This window comes from Nonomuraea longicatena (assembly GCF_039525605.1).
Lineage (GTDB): Bacteria > Actinomycetota > Actinomycetes > Streptosporangiales > Streptosporangiaceae > Nonomuraea > Nonomuraea longicatena.
This window is the reverse complement of the sequence record NZ_BAAAHQ010000038.1, coordinates 31451-49512: the sequence shown is the minus strand read 5'-3', so window position 1 is coordinate 49512 and position 18062 is coordinate 31451. Positions and strand designations below refer to the sequence as shown.

Sequence of the window (18062 nt, the reverse complement as noted above, 5' to 3'; positions counted from 1 at the left end):
GCACTCCGGCCGAGGGCCTCCAGGGAGACGCTCCTGTGCGGGCGAGGGCCGCCCGCCGTCACGGCGGTGGGCGCTCATGGCGGGATCCCATGCGCCCTGATACGCTACCCAAGCGAGCGCTTGGTTTCCGAGGAGAGGCTGACGCATGAAGTTCTCGACCTTCCACCTCTTCCACCGGTTCGACGGGCAGAGCTTCCGCGAGGTCTACGACTACCACCTGCGGCTCATCGACCTGGCCGAGGAACTGGGCTTCGACGGGGTACGCGTGGCCGAGCACCACTTCCGCGACTACGGCGTCGTGCCCAACCTGTTCACCCTGCTCGCCCACGCCGCCGCCAGGACCAGCCGGATCAGGCTCGGCACCGGCGTCGTCGTCCTGCCGCTGCACCACCCGGTCCACGTCGCGGAGGAGGCCGCGCTGGTCGACGTGCTGTCCGGCGGGCGGCTGGAACTGGGCGTCGGACGCGGCTACCAGAGCTTCGAGTTCGAGGGCTTCGGCATCGACCTGGCCGAGGCCCGCGACCGCTTCAACGAGGCGCTGGAGGTCGTGCTCGGACTGTGGACGTCGGCGGCGTTCCGGTACGAGGGCAAGTTCTACCGCACCGGCACCGAGGTCTCGCTCGCCCCGCGCCCCCTCCAGGATCCGCACCCGCCCGTCCACGTCGCCGCCGTCTCCCCCGAGACCGTCACCATGTACGCCGAGCGCGGCCTGCCGATCCTGGCCGACCCGGCGGCGCCGTTCAGGAAGGTGGTGCGGGCGGCCGAGACGTGGCGGGAGACCGCGCGGCGGGCGGGGCACGACGACGGCGCCGAACTGGTGGTGGCCCGCAGCGTGTACGTCGCGCCGACGGTGGAGCGGGCGCGCGCCGACCAGGCCAGGTTCGAGGCGTCCTTCGACCGTTCGCGGATCTTCAACGAGAAGAGCGCGCCCATCGACCGGCAGACCGGCCGGGCGGCCCAGGGGTTCGAGTACTACCAGGACCGCTACCTCAAGGGCGGCACGGTCTCCGACGACTTCCGCTGGGAGCAGTTGGAGGTGATCGGCGACCCGGCGCGGGTGATCGAACAGATCACGGTGCTGCGGCAGGCCGGGTTCGCCAACCTGCTGTGCGACTTCGGCAGCACCCGCGAGATGCCCCTTGCGGAAATGGAGCGGGTGATGGGGTTCTTCGCCGCCGAGGTCATGCCCGCCTTCCGCTGACGCGGGCCGCCGGGAGACCCGCAGAGACGGACGGCGGCGGGCCCGGGAGACCCGCCGGGACGAGCCCAGGGAGGCACGATGATCCACGACCTGACCCTCTCCGACGTACTCGCCGAGCACGCCCGCAGCCGCCCCCTGAAGACTGCGGCCGTGGACGGCGGAACCCGGCTCACCTACCCTCGGCTCGACGAACGGGTCAGCCGTCTCTCCGACGCCCTCGCCGCGCGCGGGGTCGCGGCGGGCGAGCGGGTGGTGTGGCTGGGCCAGAACTCCCACGCGGTCCTCGAACTGCTGCTGGCCTGCTCCCGGCTGGGCGCGATCTGCTGTCCGGCCAACTGGCGGCAGTCGGCCGACGAACTCCGTTTCGTCCTCACCGACCTCGCACCCCGGGTCGTCGTATGGGAGCACTCCGAGACCGCCGCCGCCCTGGCCGGCGGGCCGGTGACCGTACCGGGCGGGTGGGACGCCGGCCCGCGCGCCGTGGGCGCAGCCGCCCGAGAGCCGGACGCCGAGGGCGCGACGCCGTTGTGGGTGAGGGCCGGCGAGGAGTACGAGGAGTTGGTGGCGGGCGGGGCCGTACGAGAGTTTCCGCAGGTGGCCGATACCGAACCGGTGCTGGCGCTGTACACGGCGGCCTTCGGCGGGCGCCCGTGCGCGGCCCTGCTGAGCAATGCGGCGCTCGTGGCGCACAGCGGCGCGCTGCTGGCCGTCCGGCGGATGGAACCGGACTTCACCTTCCTGTCCAGCGGGCCGCTGTTCCACGTGGGGACGATGATGTTCTGCCTGGCCACCCTCCAGATCGGCGGCACGAACGTCTTCACCCCCGCCTTCGACCCGCAGGAGGTCTGCCGCCTGATCGAGGCGGAGAAGGTGACGCAGGCGTTCCTGTTCGGCCAGATGATCGACGCACTGGTCGCCGCCAACGCGGACCGGAGGTACGACCTGTCCTCGCTGCGCTTCGTCTCCCACTCCCCCGCCTGGGACGAGATGATCACGGTGGACGACTCGCCGTGGTGCCGCTCCTCCATGGGCGGGTACGGCCAGACGGAGGTCGCCGGGATGCTCACCTTCCTCGGCCTGGCCCCGGGCGCGGCGGGCCCGGCCGGTAGGCCGTCGCCGTTCACGCAGGTCAGAATCCTGGACCCGGACGGCGCCGAGGTCCCACAGGGCGAGGTCGGCGAGATCTGCGCACGCGGCAAGTCCCTCTTTTCCGGATATTTCGCCCGGCCAGACTTAAATGCCAGCAAGTCCTTGTACGGCTGGCATCACACCGGCGACCTCGGCCGCCGCGAACCCGACGGCACCATCACCTTCGTCGGCCCCCGCCTGCGCCTGATCAAGTCCGGCAACGAGAACGTCTACCCCGCCGAGGTCGAACGCGTCCTCAAGACCCACCCAGCGGTGGCGGACGCCGCCGTCATCGGCGTACCGGACCGCCGCTGGCGCCAGGCGGTCAAGGCGATCGTCGCCCTGCGCCCCGGCGCCACCGCCACATCCGCCGACCTCACCGCCCACGCCGGCGCGCACCTGGCCGGGTACAAGAGGCCGCGCCACGTCGAGTTCGCCGACGCCATCCCCAGGAAGGGCCCCGCCCCCGACTACGACGCCCTCGACGCCGCCCACGGCGGGGGCGGCTACCCGGGCGCCCCGGTCACAGGATCACCGGCGGATTGAACGCACCACCGGACGCCCCGGTCACAGGATCGCCAGCGGGTTGAGCGCGCTGCCCGTACCGCCCACGATCCGCAGCGGAGCCGCGACGAACACGAACTCCGTGCGCCCGGCCGCCGCGAGCTCCTCCAGCCACAACATCTCGGCCAGGTGGATGCCGTGACGGTGCAGCAGGATCAGGTGCAGGTCGTCCTCCAGCGCCTCGTCGGCGAGTTGGCGCGCGTTGAGCCCGCCGACGGCGGCGTTGTCGGCCGCGACGACCGCGACGTCCCGCCCGGCCAGCCACCGCCCGGCCTCGGCGGACAGTCCCGGCTGCCCGGAGCGGTACTCCTCCGGCGAGCGCCCCCACACCAGCGGCCACCCGGTGCGGACCACCGCCACGTCCCCCGGCCCCACCTCGCCGCAGGCCGCCAGTTCCTCGGCGGAGACCCGGTGGGCGGCGGGCAGGTGCCCGACCCCGAGCAGCCGGGGCACGTCGAACAGCACCCCCTTGGCCACCACCCCGCCCACCTGCTCGATCCCGCAGCGCCTGGCGCCGTAGGAGTGCACCTGCGCGGCCGGGTGCCCGTTGTACAACTCCTCCCCCGACCACATGTGGCACAGCGCGTCCATGTGTGTGGTGGTGCCGTGCGCGGACACGATCAGCGCGTCGTCCGCCATCCGCAGCCCGGCGCCGACCGGCCGGGTGCCCGCCGCGAAGTCGGCGCCGTCGATCGACATGTAGTGCTGCGGCGCCGGGCGTCCCCGCAGGCGCGGAGCGCCGCGCCCGATCGGCGCCGACAGGCTCAGCACCCGTCCCGTGACGGCGTGCCCGAGCGCGGCGAGGACCCGGTCACCGCCGAGGAGGTTGAGCGTGCCACGCTGATCGTCTGGGCCGAACCGGCCCCAGTTGTTAGGCTCGGCAACCATGTGAGTGCTTCCTTTCGGCTCGGAGGGCACGATGCACTGCGATCCCCGGTTCTCCCGCGTGCGCGAGGTCTTCGAGGAGCACCTCGACAAGGGCCTGGACCTCGGCGCCGCCTTCGCCGTCCACGTCGGCGGCGAACTCGTCGTCGATCTGTGGGGCGGGGTCGCCGACCGCCGCACCGGGCGGCCGTGGGAGCGTGAGACGCCCGTCTTCGCCTACTCGTGCACGAAGGCGCTCACCGCTGCCGTGGCGCTGCGGGTGATCCCCGACCCGGCCCGGAGGGTCGTGGACTTCTGGCCCGAGTACGCGGCCGGCGGCAAGGCCGACACCACCGTCGAGCACCTGCTCACCCACCAGGCCGGGCTGCCCACGGTCGAGGAGGAGGTGCCGGTCGAGGAGTTCGGCGACCTGCCCGCCATCGCCGCCCGCCTCGCCGCCCAGACGCCGCTGTGGCGGCCGGGCACGGCGCACGGCTACCACGCGCTGACGTACGGGTTCCTGGTGGGCGAGGTGGTCCGCCGGGTCACCGGGCAGTCGGTCGGCGAGCTGGTGGCCGAGTCGGCGGCGCCGTACGGGCTGGAGACGTGGGTGGGCGCCCCCGACGACGTGATCGCCCGCGCGGCCCGCCTCACCGCCTCGCCTCCACGCGACGACGCCCCGGCGGGCGGACTGCTCGCCGGAAACACCCCCGCCGCGCTGGCGGCGCGCGATCCGGGGAGCCTGATGAACCGGGCGCTGGGCAATCCGGGCATGCACCGGCTGAAGGGCGGCGCCAACCATCCGATCGTGCTGCGTGCCGGGTGGCCGGGGGCGGGGGTGGTCACGACCGCCAGAGGGCTGGCCGGGTTCTACCGCGAGCTGATCGCCGGGAGCCTGTTGCCGCTCGACCGGCTGCGCGACGCCGTACGGGTGCGCGTCGAGGGGCCCGACCGGGTGCTGATGACCGGCAGCGCGTTCGGGCTCGGCTTCGCGCGGCCCTCGGCGGCCTTCCTCACCCCGGTCCCGGCGGCGAAGGCGTTCGGTCACGGGGGGCTGGGCGGCTCGATCGGCCTGGCCGACCCGAGCAGGGGCCTCGCGCTCGCCTACGTCATGAACCGGATGGCCGGTACCGACATCGACAGCCATCTGCGCGCCTACCGGCTGGTCGAGGCGGTCTACGACGCGTTCTGAGGCCCTCACTGCATGGTCACACCGCCGCTCACCGACAGCGTCTGCCCGGTGATGTAGGCGGCGCGCTCGGTGCACAGGTAGGCGACGAGCCCGGCGACGTCGTCGGGTGTGCCCAGGCGGCGGAGCGGGATGTTGCGGACGATCCGCTCGACGAGCCCGGGTTTGTCCGCCTCGATCCGGCGCAGCATCGGGGTGTCGGTGGGGCCGGGGCAGACCACGTTCGAGGTGACGCCGCCCTTGGCGGCCTCGCGGGCCAGCGTCTTGGCCAGCCCGAACAGGCCCGCCTTCGTGGCCGCGTACGCGCCTTCGCCGCCGGAGCCGGCCCGCGCGCCGTCCGACGAGACGAACACCAGCCTGCCCCACCCTCGCTCCACCATGCCGGGCAGGAGCAGTTTGGTGAGCAGCATGGGGGCGCGCAGGTTGACCTGCCACATCAGGTCCCATGAGGCGGGGTCGCTCTCGGTGAACGGCTCGACGACGGTTACGCCCGCGTTGTGGACCAGGATGTCGACCGGCCCGGCCGCCTCGGCGAACCGGGTGATCCGCGCGGGGTCGGCGAGGTCCACCTCGCGGGCCTCGGCCTTGCCCTGGTCTTCACTCCACGCGGTGCCGCCGGGGTCCACGACCCAGGGGTGGGCCAGGGCCAGTCCCTCGACGACCTTGGCGGCCGCGTCCTGCCTGACGTCGGCGACGATCACGTGGGCGCCCAGCGCGACCAGGTCGGCGCAGACGGCCGCGCCGATCGCCCCGCCGCCGCCAGTCACGACCGCGAGCCGGCCATCCAGCCGGGTCCCCCGCATCATCGCGCCTCCGCTTCCCTTCGGCCGCCCGCGCGGCGGTCGGTTCCCCGGCAGTGCCCTGCCCGTACTCTTCCGGCCCCTCCGGCACGGATTTGCCCGAGCGCTTGCTTGGCGATCAGGCTAACACACGTCACTCCCGGTCCGTGAGCCGCGACGACGGGGCGTCCTCGTCCCCGACCACCCGCTTGATCGCCACCCACAGCCCGTACGGATGCCCGCGCACGGGCAGCGGCCCCGCCCCCGGGTCGGCCCGCAACTCCTTGATCAGCGCCCAGCACAGCAGCAGCATCACCACCACGAACGGCAGCGCGATGAGGATCGTCGCCTGCTGCAGCCCGGTCAGCCCGCCCGACAGCAGCAGCACCACGGCCACCGCCCCGATGAGCACCCCCCACACCGCGACCAGCGCCCTGGGCGGGTGCAGCGACCCCCGCGTCGTGAGCGCCCCCAGCACCAGCGCCGCCGAGTCGGCCCCGCTGACGAAGTAGAGCGCGACGAGCACCACCGCGATCACCGTGGTGACCCCCGCCAGCGGCAACTGGTCGAGCAACGCGAACAGCGCCGCCTCCGAGCCCTTCTCCACGGCCGGGGCGAAGTCGGCCGTGTGCTGACGCTGCATCGTGAGCGCGCTGCCGCCGCTGACGCAGAACCAGACGGTGCTGACCCCGCTCGGCACCAGCATCACGCCGACGATGAACTGCCGCACGGTCCGCCCCCGCGAGATCCGCGCGATGAACGCGCCCACGAACGGCGCCCACGACAGCCACCAGGCCCAGTAGAAGATGGTCCACGTCCCGAGCCAGCCCTTGTCGGTGAACGCCCCGGTCCTGGTGGACATGGGGATGAGGTTGTCGAGGTACCCGCCGACGGAGGCGGGCACCAGGTCGAGGATGGCGACGGTGGGCCCGAAGACGAAGATGACGATCGCCAGCACCGCCGCCAGGTAGACGTTGACCGTGCTCACGTACTGCACGCCCCGGTGCACACCGGTCGCGGCCGAGACGACGAAGCAGAGCGTCAGCACGATGATGATGGCGACCTCGGCCTGTCTGCCGCCGATGTCCAGGAAGCGGTTGACCCCGTACTCGACCTGGAGGGCGCCCAGCCCGAGGCTGGTGGCCGTACCGAAGACGGTGGCGAGCACGGCGAGCAGGTCCAGCGCCCTGCCCACGCCTTTGCGCTGCCCGAACAGCGGCTCGAAGGCGGCGCTGAAGCGGTTGCCGCGCCCCTTCCTGAAGGTCGAGTAGGCGAGCGCGAGGCCGGTGATCGCGTAGATCGCCCACGGGTGGAAGGTCCAGTGGAAGAGCGTGTACTCCATGGCGACGCGGGCGGCGGCCGAGGAGTCGGGGGCTATGCCGAGGCCGGGCGGCGGCGCGAAGAAGTGGGTGAGCGGCTCGGCCACGCCGTAGAACATCAGGCCGATGCCCATCCCGGCGGCGAACATCATCGCCATCCAGGCGAGCTTGGTGAACTCGGGGGTGTCGTCGTCCTTGCCGAGGCGGACGTTGCCGTACCTGCTGAAGGCGAGCAACACGGCGAGCACCAGGAAGAGGTCGGCCGCGACCACGAACACCCAGCCGCAGTTGACGATCACCCAGCCCAGGGCGGCGGTCGCGGCGGCGTGCAGCGAGCCGGGCGAGGTCGCGCCCCACACGACCACGCAGAGCAGCAGCGCCACGGCGACCGCGAGGAGCGGGACGTCCGGCTTACTAGGTCTCATTACGGAGCGTCATACCCCAATAGCACAGGGCGAAATATCTCCGGTCGTGACAACCGGAACGGTGGGTGAGACCGTCGATGGCGAGACGCCGTGCGATGGGGGTGACCTTGGTCCCTGGCTACCGGGAGACGCGCCAGCTCGGCGCCGGACGCTCCGGCCGGGTGTTCCTCGCCACATACCGGGCGACGGGCGCGTACGTGGCGATCAAGTACCTGAACGCCACCCTGCGCAGGGACGCCGGGTTCATGGCCCGCTACCGGGCGGAGGCGCCCCGGCTCGTGGAGCTCGACGACCCCGGCGTGGTCACGTACTACGAGTACGTCGAGACCGGCGGGCAGGCGGCCGTGGTGACCGAACTCGTGGACGGGGTGCCGCTGCGGACCCTGCTGGCCGAGCACGGCCCACTCGCGCCGGAGGCGGCGCTGACGCTGCTCAAGGGGGTGCTGCTGGGGCTGGCAGCAGTCCACGGGCAGGGTCTGGCGCACCGGGACGTCAGTCCGTCCAACTTACTCGTCCTGGCCGACGGGACGGGCAAGCTGACCGACGTCGGCGTCGCGGTGCATCCCGAGGAGCCGGGGGCGCCGGCGGGCAGCCCGCCGTACATGGCGCCCGAGCTGTGGACCTCGGGGGCGGCCGGGGTCGGCGCCGACCTGTACGCGGCCGCGTGCGTGCTGTTCGAGTGCGCGACCGGACGTCCGCCGTTCATCACGCCGGACCTCGCTACCGGGCACCCATCTTTCACCTCAACGGACCCCGCGACCCGGCAACCACCTTTCACCACGGCAGACCCCACGACCCGGCAATCGCCGTTCGCACCGGCGCACCACGACGCTGAGCGGGCGGACCGCCTACCGGGCCGCACTGGGCCACGACCTCGGCGCGGTCCCCTGTGGCGAGTACGCGCACTTCGGCGTGGTGATCCTCACCGACCCGGCGGCGGCCAACGGCCCGCAGGTGCGGGAGGTCGCCGTCACCGGCCCGCCCTGCCCAGAGACCCCGGACGACACCGACCACGACGGGACGCACAGCGAGACCGGTACCAGACCACTGCCCTTGAACACCGAGCCACGCGGAACCGACCACGACGGGAGGCCCGGCGCGAACCGCGCCGGGCCGCCGTCCCCTGCCGGGGTCCGGTCGGCGGACGACCTCTGGACGCCGGAGGGCGGGAGTGGTTGAAAGGGGGCACACGAGGATGTTGTGGGGTGACCAAGCGTGCGCTAGCTTGGCTAGCGTGTGCGAGGTGACGACCCTGGGCACGGTGCACACCTTCACCGTGGTGCACCGCTCGTTCGTGCCCGAGTTCCGGGGCCGCGAGCCGTACGTGCTGGCCTGGGTGGACCTGCCGGACGGCACGCGCGCGTTCGGCCAGGTGGTCCACTGCCCGCCCGAGCAGGTCCGCATCGGGATGCCGGTGCGGATGACGATCGTCGACGACCTACCGCAGTGGAGGCCAGCGTGAGGCTCGGCAACGTGTTCATCCCGGTCAAGGACCTCGACGAGGCCATCGCCTTCTACGGCCTGCCGGTGAAGTTCCGCGACGGCGACCGCTTCGCCGCGCTCGACGCGGGCGGCGGCGCCACGCTGGCGCTGGCCGGGCCGGACGAGCACGTGAGCGCCGTCAGCGCCCCGTCGTACAAGGTGGACGACGTGGCCGCCGCCGTCCGGGAACTGCTCGACCGCGGCGCGGAGGTGATCCGCCCGCCCGAGGCGGGACCCCACGAGTGGCGGGCGGTGCTGCGCGACCCCTCCGGCAACGTCCTCGTGCTGTACTCGGCCCTCTGACCAGCGGAGGCACCCATGGCCCGCTCCCCCTACGGCAACTACGGCCACGCGATCCTGACCGCCGGGGCGCTGCGCGCGCCCGACCGGGTGGCGCTGACCTACTGCGGCGAACGCAGCCTCACCTACGACCGGCTCAACCGGACCGTCAACCGCCGCGCCCACGCCCTGCTCGCGGCCGGGATCGGGCCGGGGCGGCGGGTGGGCGCGCTGCTCAACGAGACGCTGCGGGTGGCCGAGGTCTACCTGGCCCAGGCCAAGATCGGCGCGATCACCGCCGCCCTGAACCCGTACTGGCCGGAGGAGACCGTCCGGGCCGTGACCGAGCGGTCGGGCTGCACGGCCTTCGTCCACGACTCGACCGTCGCGGACGTGGTCGAGCGCCTCCGCCCGGCGCTGCCGTCCGTCACGACGTGGATCGACGCGGGCGAACTCGACCACGAGGAGGAGGCCGAGCCGCCGCTCGGCGGGTACGGCGACGACCCGCTGGCCCTCTACTACACCTCCGGCACGACCGGTCTGCCCAAGGCGGTCGTCCACACGCACGCCTCGTCGCTGGCCACCGCGCGGATCTGGCTGGACGTGCCGTTCTCGCCCGACTCCGTCTTCGGCACCGGCGCGATCATCTGGGGGATCGGGTTCCCCGCGATCGTCGGACCGGCGCTGCACGCGGGCATGCGACTGGTGCTGGAGCAGGACTGGGGGCCGGGCAACTTCCTGAAGGTGGTGCCCAGGGAGAGGGTCACGCACGTCTCGCAGATCCCCTCCTTCTACGCGACGCTGCTCGGCGGGTCCGAGCACGAGGCCGTGGACCTGTCCTCCCTCAAGGTGATCATGCTCGGCGGTGAGCCGCTGACCCCCGCCATGCTGGCCCGGATCAAGGAGCGGCTGCCGGGCGCGGGCGTCTACTCCTACTACGGCCAGACGGAGGCGCCGTACTCGTGCGTGGGCCGTGTGGACGACGGCTCGACGCCGCTCGGCGCCTCCGGCCGGGCCCGCACGGGCCACGCCGTACGCGTCACCGGGCCCTCCGGCGAACCGCTCGTCGGGCGGCCCGGCGAGATCAACCTGGCCGGGCCGCACCGCATGCTCGGCTACGACGGCGAGCCGGACAGGACGGCGGAGGTCCTGCGCGGCGAGTGGGGCGAATGGTACGTCGGCGGCGACCTCGGCACCCTGTCCCCCGACGGCGTGCTGCGGGTGCTCGGCCGCCGCGAGGACGCCATCGCCAAGGGCGGGCGGTGGACCCAGCCGTCCACGGTCGAGGCGGCCGCCGCCGCGCTGGACGGCGTGGCCGAGGCGGGCGCCGTGGGCGTGCCGGAGGGGGCCGCCGAACAGGAGATCCTGCTGGCCGTGGTCCCGCGCGCCGGGCGGGTGCTTTCCCCCGGCGAGATCGCGCGTGCCCTCGCCGAGGCGCTGCCCTCCCACGAGCGGCCCGATCGGGTCGTGGTCGCGGACGCGCTCCCCCACTCCCAGGACGCCTCCGGCGGCCCTGGCAAACTGCTGCGCCGCGAGCTGCGCGGCCTCCTGGAAGGCATCGATGACTGACCTCGGGAAGCTCATGGAAGCGACCGGGATCCCGGTCCCGCGCGGCGTCGTGGCGGGCGCCGCCGATCTCGTCGAGGCCGCGGAGGGGCTCAGGGAGCCCCTGGTGCTGAAGGGCCTCGGCCCGCTGCACAAGAGCGACGTCGGCGCCGTACGGCTCGGCCTCACGCGCGCCGACCTGCCCTCGGCCGCGGCCGAGATGGCCGGGCGGACCCCACTCGACGGCTTCCGCGTCGAGGAGCAGGCGCCCGGCGGCGTCGAACTGATCGCCGGGCTGGTGCGCGACCCCGCGTTCGGGCCCGTGCTGCTGGCGGGCATGGGCGGCGTCTTCACCGAGGCGCTGGCCGACACCGCGCTGCGGCTCTGCCCGGTGACGGAGACGCAGGCACGCCGCATGCTGGCGTCGCTGCGCGGGGCCCCGCTGCTGTACGGCTACCGGGGCGGGCCGGTGGTGAACCTGGACGCGGTGGTCGCGACCCTGCTGGCGCTGGGCGGTGAGGGCGGGTTGTGGGAACGGCTGGAGCTGGGCGAGTTCGAGCTGAATCCGCTGATCGCCACCCGGGCGGGCGTGAGCGCCGTGGACATCAGGTACATCCCCGGCCCCAGCACCGCGACGGCGCCGCCCGCGCCCGCTCCGGCGGACTTCGGGCCGCTGTTCGAGCCCCGGCGCGTGGCCGTGGTCGGGGCGTCCGCGCGGCGGCCGACGTTCGGGAACATGTTCCTGGAGTTCTACCGGGAGGCCGGGACGCCCGTCGTCGCCGTGCACCCGACGGCGGCCGAGGTGTCCGGCGTCCCGGCGGTGGCCTCCCTCGCGGCTGCGGACGTGGACTACGCGCTGGTGTCCGTGCCCGCCGAGCGGTGCGCCGAGGTGGTGCGGCAGGCGGGGGCGGTGCCGTACACGCAGGTCGTGAGCGGCGGTTTCGGCGAGAGCGGACGGCAGGACCTGGAGGCGGAACTGGTCGCGGCGGCCCGTGCGGCGGGCACCCGCCTGCTCGGCCCGAACTGCCTCGGCGTGTACAGCCCGCGCGGCCGCCAGACCTTCACCGGTGGTGGCCTCGGCGCGCCCGGCGGCATCGCGCTGATCTCCCAGAGCGGCGGCCTGGCCGGTGAGGTGATCAAGGTGGGCGAGCGGCGCGGACTGCGTTTCAGCCGGGTCGCCACCGTGGGCAACTCCGCCGACGTCACCCCCGCCGAACTGCTGCGCTGGCTCACCGGCGACCCGTACACCGCCGCCGTCGGCCTGTACCTTGAGGACCCGCGCGACGGTCGGGAGCTGTTCGAGGCGATGGCCGCCTGCCCGAAGCCGCTGGTCCTGCTGGTCGGCGGGCGCAGCGCCCAGGGGCAGCGGGCGGCGGCCTCGCACACCGGCGGGATGGCCGGTGACGGCCGCGTCTGGCAGGCGCTGGCCGACCAGACCGGCGCCGCCCTCGTCACCGGGCAGGACGACCTCGTGGGCGCGCTCTGCTACTTCCAGGCGCACGGCGGGCGTCCGGTGTCCGGCACCGGGGTGCTCGTGGTGGGTCCGAGCGGCGGCGCCGGGGTGCTGGCCGCCGACGCGCTCGACCGGGCCGGACTGCGCCTGCGGCCGCTCCCCGAGGAGGCGCGGGAGTCGCTGGCGGCACTGGACGTCGGCGGCTCGCTCGCCAACCCGCTGGAGATCCCGGTCGGTCCGCGCGGGCGTCAGGACCTCGTGCGCTCGGTCGTCGCGGCCGTCGCGGCGCCGTACCGGGACGTGCTGGCGCACGTCAACGTGCAGAGCTTCTTCTCGTACGGCACCCGCCCCGAACCCCTTCTCGGCTACGCGAGCGCGCTGGCGGCGGCGCAGGAGTCCGTCCCGGCCCGGATCACGCTGGTCGTCAGGAACGCCGAGTGCGCGCCGCCCGGGGTCGAGGAGGCGGTCAGGGAGATCGTCGGCGCGGCCGGGATACCCGTCTACGTTTCGATGGAGGCGGCGGCGGTGGCCGTCGTGGCAGGAGGGCGTCATGGGGATGCTTGACGGCAAGGTCGCGTTCGTCACGGGCGGGGCGCGCGGGATGGGGGCCGCGCATGTGCGGCTGTTCCTGGAGGAGGGGGCGCGGGTCGTCTTCGGCGACGTCCTGGAGGAGGAGGGACGGGCGCTGGCGGAGGAGACCGGAGCGGTGTTCGTCCCACACGACGTGACGAGCCCCGCTGAATGGGAGCGGGCCCTGGGCACGGCGGTGGAGGCCCATGGGCAGCTGGACGTGCTGGTCAACAACGCCGGGATCCTGAAATTTCGCTACATCGCTGATATGTCGCCTGAAGAGTTCGATCAGGTGATAGCGGTGAATCTGAAGGGCACCTGGCTCGGAGTCCGCGCGGCGACCGGCCCCATGCGGGAGTCGGGAGGCGGGTCGATCGTGAACATCTCCTCCATCGAGGGGTTCGTCGGCGCGGCCGGGCTGTCGGCGTACGCCGCCTCGAAGTTCGGGATCCGGGGGGTGACCAAGGCGGCCGCCCGCGAGCTGGCGCGGTACGGGATCCGGGTCAACTCCGTGCATCCGGGGGCGATCGCCACGCCGATGGTGCTCGACCCGGACCTGACCGCCGACCTCGACGGCGACCTGTTCGCCAAGGCCATGGTCATCAAACGGATCGCCGAACCGGTAGAGGTGTCGCACGTGGTGGCCTTCCTGGCCGGCGACCGGTCGAGCTACTGCACGGGCAGCGAGTTCACCGTGGACGGCGGACTCCTGACCGGCGCAGGCTACTGACCACCCCCGTCCCCTTGCGCGCGGCGGGTCACGGGCGGCGGCGTCTGGTGCGGGTGGCGGCCACCGGGTCGACGGCGGCCCAGCCTGCGGCTCGCTCGACCGAACGCTCGCGGCCCGACCGGATGTGGCGCAGCGCCTGGGCGGCGGCCCCGTCGGCGTCACCCGCCGCCACGGCGGCGTACAGGTCGTGGTGCTCGGCGCACTGCTGCTCGGGGTCGTAGTGCGTGAGGCGGAACAGCCACCGCATCCGCGCCTCCAGCGGCCGCATCATGTCGATGAGCAGCGCGTTGCCCGACAGTTCGACCACCGCCGTGTGGAAGGCGGCGTTGGCGAGCGCGATGGCCCGCGCGTCGCCCTCGCGTGTCACCTCGTCGGCCCGGGTGAGCGCCGCCTGCAGCCGGGCCCGCCCGGCGTCGTCGACGCGCGCGGCGGCCAGCCGGGCGGCGAGGACCTCCAGGCTCTCCCGTACGTCGAAGAAGTCGCTGACGTCCTGCGGCGCGAACGGGCTGACCAGCACACCCTGCCGCGGCACGAGCACCACGAGCCGTTCGGCCTCCAGCCGTCCGAGCGCCTCACGCACCGGCACCCGTGAGACCTGGAGTTCGGCGGCGAGATCCCGCTCGACGAGACGCTGGCCGGGATGCAGGTCGCCGTCGACGATACGTTCGCGGAGCGTCGTGTAAACCGTCTCCCTGGCCGTTGCCATGGCCCCAAGCCTACGTGCCCAGCGCCCTCACGCCCTCCGTCAGCGCCCCCACGCCCTCACGCCGGAGGCTTACTCTCCCAGCCAGGCGGCGGGGGTGACGAACAGGCCGGTGGCCTCCACCAGGACGGTGCCGTCGGTGAGGGCGATGCGCCCCTCGACCCAGGTCTTGCGCCCTTCCTTGCGGGTGAAGGCGCCGGTGGCGACGAGCGGGACACCGTACGGGACCGGTTTGCGGTAGTTCACCGAGAGCGAGGCCGTCATGCCCGCGAACCCGGCCACCACGACGGCCTGCCCCAGGACGTGGTCGAGGATCATCGCCGAGATCCCGCCGTGCACCGATCCCGGCGGGCCCTCGTGCAGCGGCCGGAAGGACAGCTCGGCCCGGACGCTCTCGCCGTCGCTCGTGACGACGAGCGGCAGGGCGTGCGGGTTGGCGGCGCCGGTGACGGCGTTGCCGAGGTGGCGCAGGGTGCCGTCAGGGGCGAATTCGAAGGGCTGCGGCGTCTCACGGGCGACCGCGCGCAGGCGGGCGGTGAGCGCGGCGACGTCGGCGGTGATCGCCTCCAGCTCGTCCTCGGGCACGTCGGTGAGGGCGGTCGCATCCATCAGCTCGCGGACCTGCTGGGAGAGCGCGCAGAGTGCCGTGATGCGGGATTCCCCGGTGGCCGCCTCGATCGTCATGGAACGCAGCCTACCGAATGATGTTCCAGAGCAACTTTGCCACCAAACCACGAAATTTCTGGACACGCGGTTGACCAGCGGTTTTATATGGAGTCCTGGGATTACCGGTACTTTGCGGATGCTTGACCTGTTGTTACCAACCTGTAGCCTCACCTATCACGGAAGAGTAGATTCCTCCTCTGTCGTCACTCGTGTCCTGGGTTGGGTGCAGTACCCAGGCTGCGCGGAAGGTGCCACCGGACGTCCATGACCCCCGAGATGAAGAAGTTCATCGACCTGCTGGAGAGCCAGCTCGGCTACCGGGAGAAGTCCGGCAGCCTGTACACGAAGTTCGGCGACTGGTACGGCAAGACCGTCGAGTTCGACGCCGACTACAGCGGGGCTCCCTGGTGTGACATGTACCTGTCCTGGGCCGCGTACAAGCTCGGCTACCAGGACTGGATCGGGCAGTTCGCCTGGACGGTGGCGCACGCGAAGTGGTTCCGCGAGCAGGACGCCTGGGGCAAGACCCCCAAGCCCGGCGCGATCGTCTTCTACGACTGGCGCGGCACGAACAACATCGACGCCATCGACCACGTCGGCATCGTGACCCGGGTCGAGGGCGGCAAGATCTACACCATCGAGGGCAACATCGACGGCGGCGTCGCCAAGCGCAAGAAGCGCGACACCGACAAGGTCGTCGGGTACGGCTACCCGGAGAAGATCAAGGCCAGGCTGGACAAGGAGGCGGCGGAACGCGCCGCCGAGGAACAGCTCAAGGAGGCCAACGCCGGAACCGGTATGGAGACGGGCGCCTCCCAGAGCCTCGCCGCGCACATCCCCCGCCTCTCGGACTCCGCCGCCCAGCACCACGCCCGTGGCCCGCTGGCCCTCGTTCCCGGCACGCCGGGCGGGAACCCGGCGACCTCCGCCGACGGCCGCCAGACGCTGGCCCAGCCCGCGAAGCCCGTGCAGCAGCCCCAGGCGCCACAGGCCGCCCAGAACAAGCCCGCCCAACCTCAGGCCGCCCAACCTCAGGCCGGGCAGCCCCAGGCGGGGCAGAAGCAGGCCGGGCAGAAGCAGTCGGGGCAGAAGGCGTCGCCCCAGAATCAGGTCCAGTCCCCTCAGGACCAGGCGGCCCGGCCCCAGCAGCCCGCCGACCGGCCCGCACCGCAGGGGCAGCCCACGCCGCAGGGCCAGACGACGCCGCAGGGCCGGACCGACGCGGCCACCCTGGGCAGTCCGCAGGGTGACGCGGCGGCGCATGGACGGGCCACCACAGAAGCCCCGAGGAAGGGCAAACACGCCAAACACTCGACGGCCGACACCAGTGCCACGACCACCGCGCCCCTTCCGGTGATCGTGGATGCCTCGCCGTCGTCCACCTCGCAGGCGCTCGACTCCCCGGCCCTCATCGGCTCGGCGCTGATCGCCGCACTCGCCGTACTGGCCGTGGCCAAGTCCAGGCAGTCGCGGGTACGGCCGGCGCCCCCGGCGACGGTCGGCGCGGTCCCCCGTACCAAGCCCGGACGTGGACGCCGTCGGCGCCCGCGCCGCACACCGAGATTCCAGCCGGTGTTCGCCAGATCGGCCGCGGCGACGCCCACCCTCGCGCCCTCCCTCACGACGGCCGCCGCACTCGGGGACCTCGCGACCACCGCCGTACCCGGCGACCTCGCGACCGCCACCACGCTCGGCAGCCTCGCGACGACCGCCGTGCCAGGCGACCTCGTGACCGTCACCACCCCCGACCTCAGCGCCCTCGGCACGCACGACCTCGTCACCTTCGACACGCCCGAACTCGCCACCGTGGGAGCCCCCGTCGGCGCGGAGTCCGCCATCGTGGGCGCGGCCATGGGCTCGGAGTCCGCCACACGAGACCTCAGCGCCTTCGACGCCTTCCGCGCGCCCGACCACCGGGGTAACGGCGGCGCACGGACGACGGTCTCCCACGACACACGCCTCACCCGGCAGCGCATGGAGTTCGGCGCTCCTGGATCCGGGACGCCCGGATCGAGCGGACCCGAGTCGCCGTCCATCGGGAACAGCGGCTCCGAGCGCCGGTTCATGGGCCGAGGCGCCTGGGAGCGGTCGCGCAGAGCACTCGGCGCCTCAGAGCCGCAGATCGGCAGGGGCGGCGCTCCCGAGCCCGCCCACCGACCTCTCAGCGGCCCGGAGGCGGCGTCCACGGGCAGCGCTCCGGCGTTCCCCGCGGCGGACGAGACGCCGCTCGACACGGCGGCGATCCTCTTCACCGAAGACACCGCCGCGATCCCCCGCATCACGGACGGCACCCCGCTCACCACGAGCCGGCCCACGACCGGCGCCCCTGACGACACCGCAGCCCAGAACGCGGGCGGCGTCCACACCCCCACCACGGGCCGGTCCGCCGGTCGGGGTATGGCTGGCGAGCCGGTCACCGGTGACATCGCCGCCGACGCGGGCGGGCGGCCGACGGTCGATCTGGACGCGCTCACCGCACGCGCGCTGGCGCACCTCGACGCCGCCACCGCGCGGGCCGGCGCCCCGTTCGACGCCTTCGCCGCCGGGCCCCGCCGTACCAGGCCGGAGGCACCTCACACACGGCGGTCCGCAGAGTCCGCGCCCGTCCGCCACACGCAGACCGGCAAGGGGCCGCGACCCCAGCGGGCGTACGCGACCTCCGAGGGGCTGCGCGCCTTCCAGGACGACACGGACCCGGCCTACCAGGGGCGCAGGCGGCGGAGTCAGTTGTCCCTGCCGAACCCGCTCGCGGACGACACCCGGTTCCGGGACGTCCTGCCCTCAGACGCGTACGGCGGGACGTACGACACCATGAGCGCCGCCTTCACCGACGACGCCCCGTTGCGCGGCCGCCGCCACCGTGCCACGCGCCGGGACGGCGCCGTCGTGACCAGCGCCGTCGTGACCGGCGGCGTGATGACCGGCGGCGTGATGACCGACCGCTCCGTGACCAGAGCGACCGGCACCGGGGCGGCCGGGGGCACCGGGGTACGGCCGGGCGGCGACGAACCCGCCACCGGCCTGTTCCTGCCGCCCATCGAAGGCTTCGCCCAGGACGCGCCGCTGCGCGGCCGCCGCCACCGGGTCCCCAGCGTCTGACCACGGGCGGCGTACCTCGGCTGGTGTCTCCTCGCAGACGCGGTCGGCAGTGCGCCGTGTACGACC

Annotated in this window: 15 protein-coding genes; 10 read left to right on the top strand and 5 right to left on the bottom strand. The window is 73.3% G+C overall.

Features of this window, described 5'->3' with window-relative positions; genetic code table 11:
• The first annotated feature begins 145 nt into the window (after window positions 1-145).
• Window positions 146-1201 (top strand): LLM class flavin-dependent oxidoreductase, encoded by a 1056-nt coding sequence (locus ABD120_RS29960; RefSeq protein ID WP_343953518.1) that lies wholly within the window; start codon window positions 146-148, stop codon window positions 1199-1201.
• Between the two features lie 78 nt (window positions 1202-1279).
• Window positions 1280-2875 carry an AMP-binding protein gene (locus ABD120_RS29955; protein ID WP_343953517.1) on the top strand — a complete coding sequence of 532 codons (1596 nt, stop codon included), beginning with the start codon at window positions 1280-1282 and terminating at the stop codon, window positions 2873-2875.
• Window positions 2876-2896: 21 nt separating this feature from the next.
• Here the strand turns inward: ABD120_RS29955 and ABD120_RS29950 are convergent, their stop codons facing one another.
• Entirely contained in the window at window positions 2897-3781 is an 885-nt protein-coding gene (locus tag ABD120_RS29950; RefSeq protein WP_343953516.1) for a cyclase family protein, read from the bottom strand.
• A gap of 31 nt (window positions 3782-3812) precedes the next feature.
• On the opposite strand from ABD120_RS29950, the gene ABD120_RS29945 reads away from it, so the two are divergent.
• The gene (locus ABD120_RS29945) at window positions 3813-4949 is read left to right on the top strand and encodes a serine hydrolase domain-containing protein (RefSeq protein ID WP_343953515.1); all 1137 of its coding nucleotides are present in this window, start codon (window positions 3813-3815) and stop codon (window positions 4947-4949) included.
• 5 nt (window positions 4950-4954) lie between these two features.
• Here the strand turns inward: ABD120_RS29945 and ABD120_RS29940 are convergent, their stop codons facing one another.
• Together ABD120_RS29940 and ABD120_RS29935 are read right to left on the bottom strand one after the other, a co-directional pair.
• Window positions 4955-5749: an SDR family NAD(P)-dependent oxidoreductase gene (locus ABD120_RS29940; protein WP_343953588.1), complete on the bottom strand. Its 795-nt coding sequence runs from the start codon at window positions 5747-5749 to the stop codon at window positions 4955-4957.
• A 130-nt stretch (window positions 5750-5879) separates the two neighbouring features.
• A complete protein-coding gene (locus ABD120_RS29935; protein ID WP_343953514.1) occupies window positions 5880-7469 on the bottom strand; it encodes a BCCT family transporter in 1590 nt (529 codons plus the stop codon).
• Between the two features lie 77 nt (window positions 7470-7546).
• On the opposite strand from ABD120_RS29935, the gene ABD120_RS29930 reads away from it, so the two are divergent.
• The 6 genes from ABD120_RS29930 to ABD120_RS29905 are packed head-to-tail and all read left to right on the top strand — an operon-like array spanning window position 7547 to window position 13528.
• Window positions 7547-8716 carry a serine/threonine-protein kinase gene (locus tag ABD120_RS29930; protein ID WP_343953512.1) on the top strand — a complete coding sequence of 390 codons (1170 nt, stop codon included), beginning with the start codon at window positions 7547-7549 and terminating at the stop codon, window positions 8714-8716.
• Entirely contained in the window at window positions 8713-8931 is a 219-nt protein-coding gene (locus ABD120_RS29925) for a Zn-ribbon domain-containing OB-fold protein (RefSeq protein WP_343953510.1), read from the top strand. The genes ABD120_RS29930 and ABD120_RS29925 overlap by 4 nt, the downstream gene beginning before the upstream one ends.
• Window positions 8928-9254: a VOC family protein gene (locus ABD120_RS29920; RefSeq protein WP_343953509.1), complete on the top strand. Its 327-nt coding sequence runs from the start codon at window positions 8928-8930 to the stop codon at window positions 9252-9254. Before ABD120_RS29925 ends, ABD120_RS29920 begins: the two co-directional genes overlap by 4 nt.
• Before the next feature lie 15 nt (window positions 9255-9269).
• Complete coding sequence (locus ABD120_RS29915) at window positions 9270-10799, top strand: class I adenylate-forming enzyme family protein (RefSeq protein WP_343953508.1); 1530 nt, start codon at window positions 9270-9272, stop codon at window positions 10797-10799.
• Entirely contained in the window at window positions 10792-12792 is a 2001-nt protein-coding gene (locus ABD120_RS29910; protein WP_343953507.1) for an acetate--CoA ligase family protein, read from the top strand. Before ABD120_RS29915 ends, ABD120_RS29910 begins: the two co-directional genes overlap by 8 nt.
• Window positions 12779-13528 carry an SDR family oxidoreductase gene (locus ABD120_RS29905; RefSeq protein ID WP_343953506.1) on the top strand — a complete coding sequence of 250 codons (750 nt, stop codon included), beginning with the start codon at window positions 12779-12781 and terminating at the stop codon, window positions 13526-13528. Before ABD120_RS29910 ends, ABD120_RS29905 begins: the two co-directional genes overlap by 14 nt.
• A 28-nt stretch (window positions 13529-13556) precedes the next feature.
• On the opposite strand, the gene ABD120_RS29900 is transcribed toward ABD120_RS29905, so the two are convergent.
• On the bottom strand, window positions 13557-14234 hold the full coding sequence (locus tag ABD120_RS29900; protein WP_343953505.1) for a GntR family transcriptional regulator: 678 nt from the start codon (window positions 14232-14234) through the stop codon (window positions 13557-13559).
• A gap of 69 nt (window positions 14235-14303) precedes the next feature.
• The gene (locus ABD120_RS29895) at window positions 14304-14915 is read right to left on the bottom strand and encodes a PaaI family thioesterase (RefSeq protein WP_343953504.1); all 612 of its coding nucleotides are present in this window, start codon (window positions 14913-14915) and stop codon (window positions 14304-14306) included.
• A gap of 246 nt (window positions 14916-15161) precedes the next feature.
• Here ABD120_RS29895 and ABD120_RS29890 point away from each other — a divergent pair, with 246 nt between their 5' ends.
• A complete protein-coding gene (locus tag ABD120_RS29890) occupies window positions 15162-17996 on the top strand; it encodes a CHAP domain-containing protein (protein WP_343953503.1) in 2835 nt (944 codons plus the stop codon).
• Window positions 17997-18062: the final 66 nt, after the last annotated feature.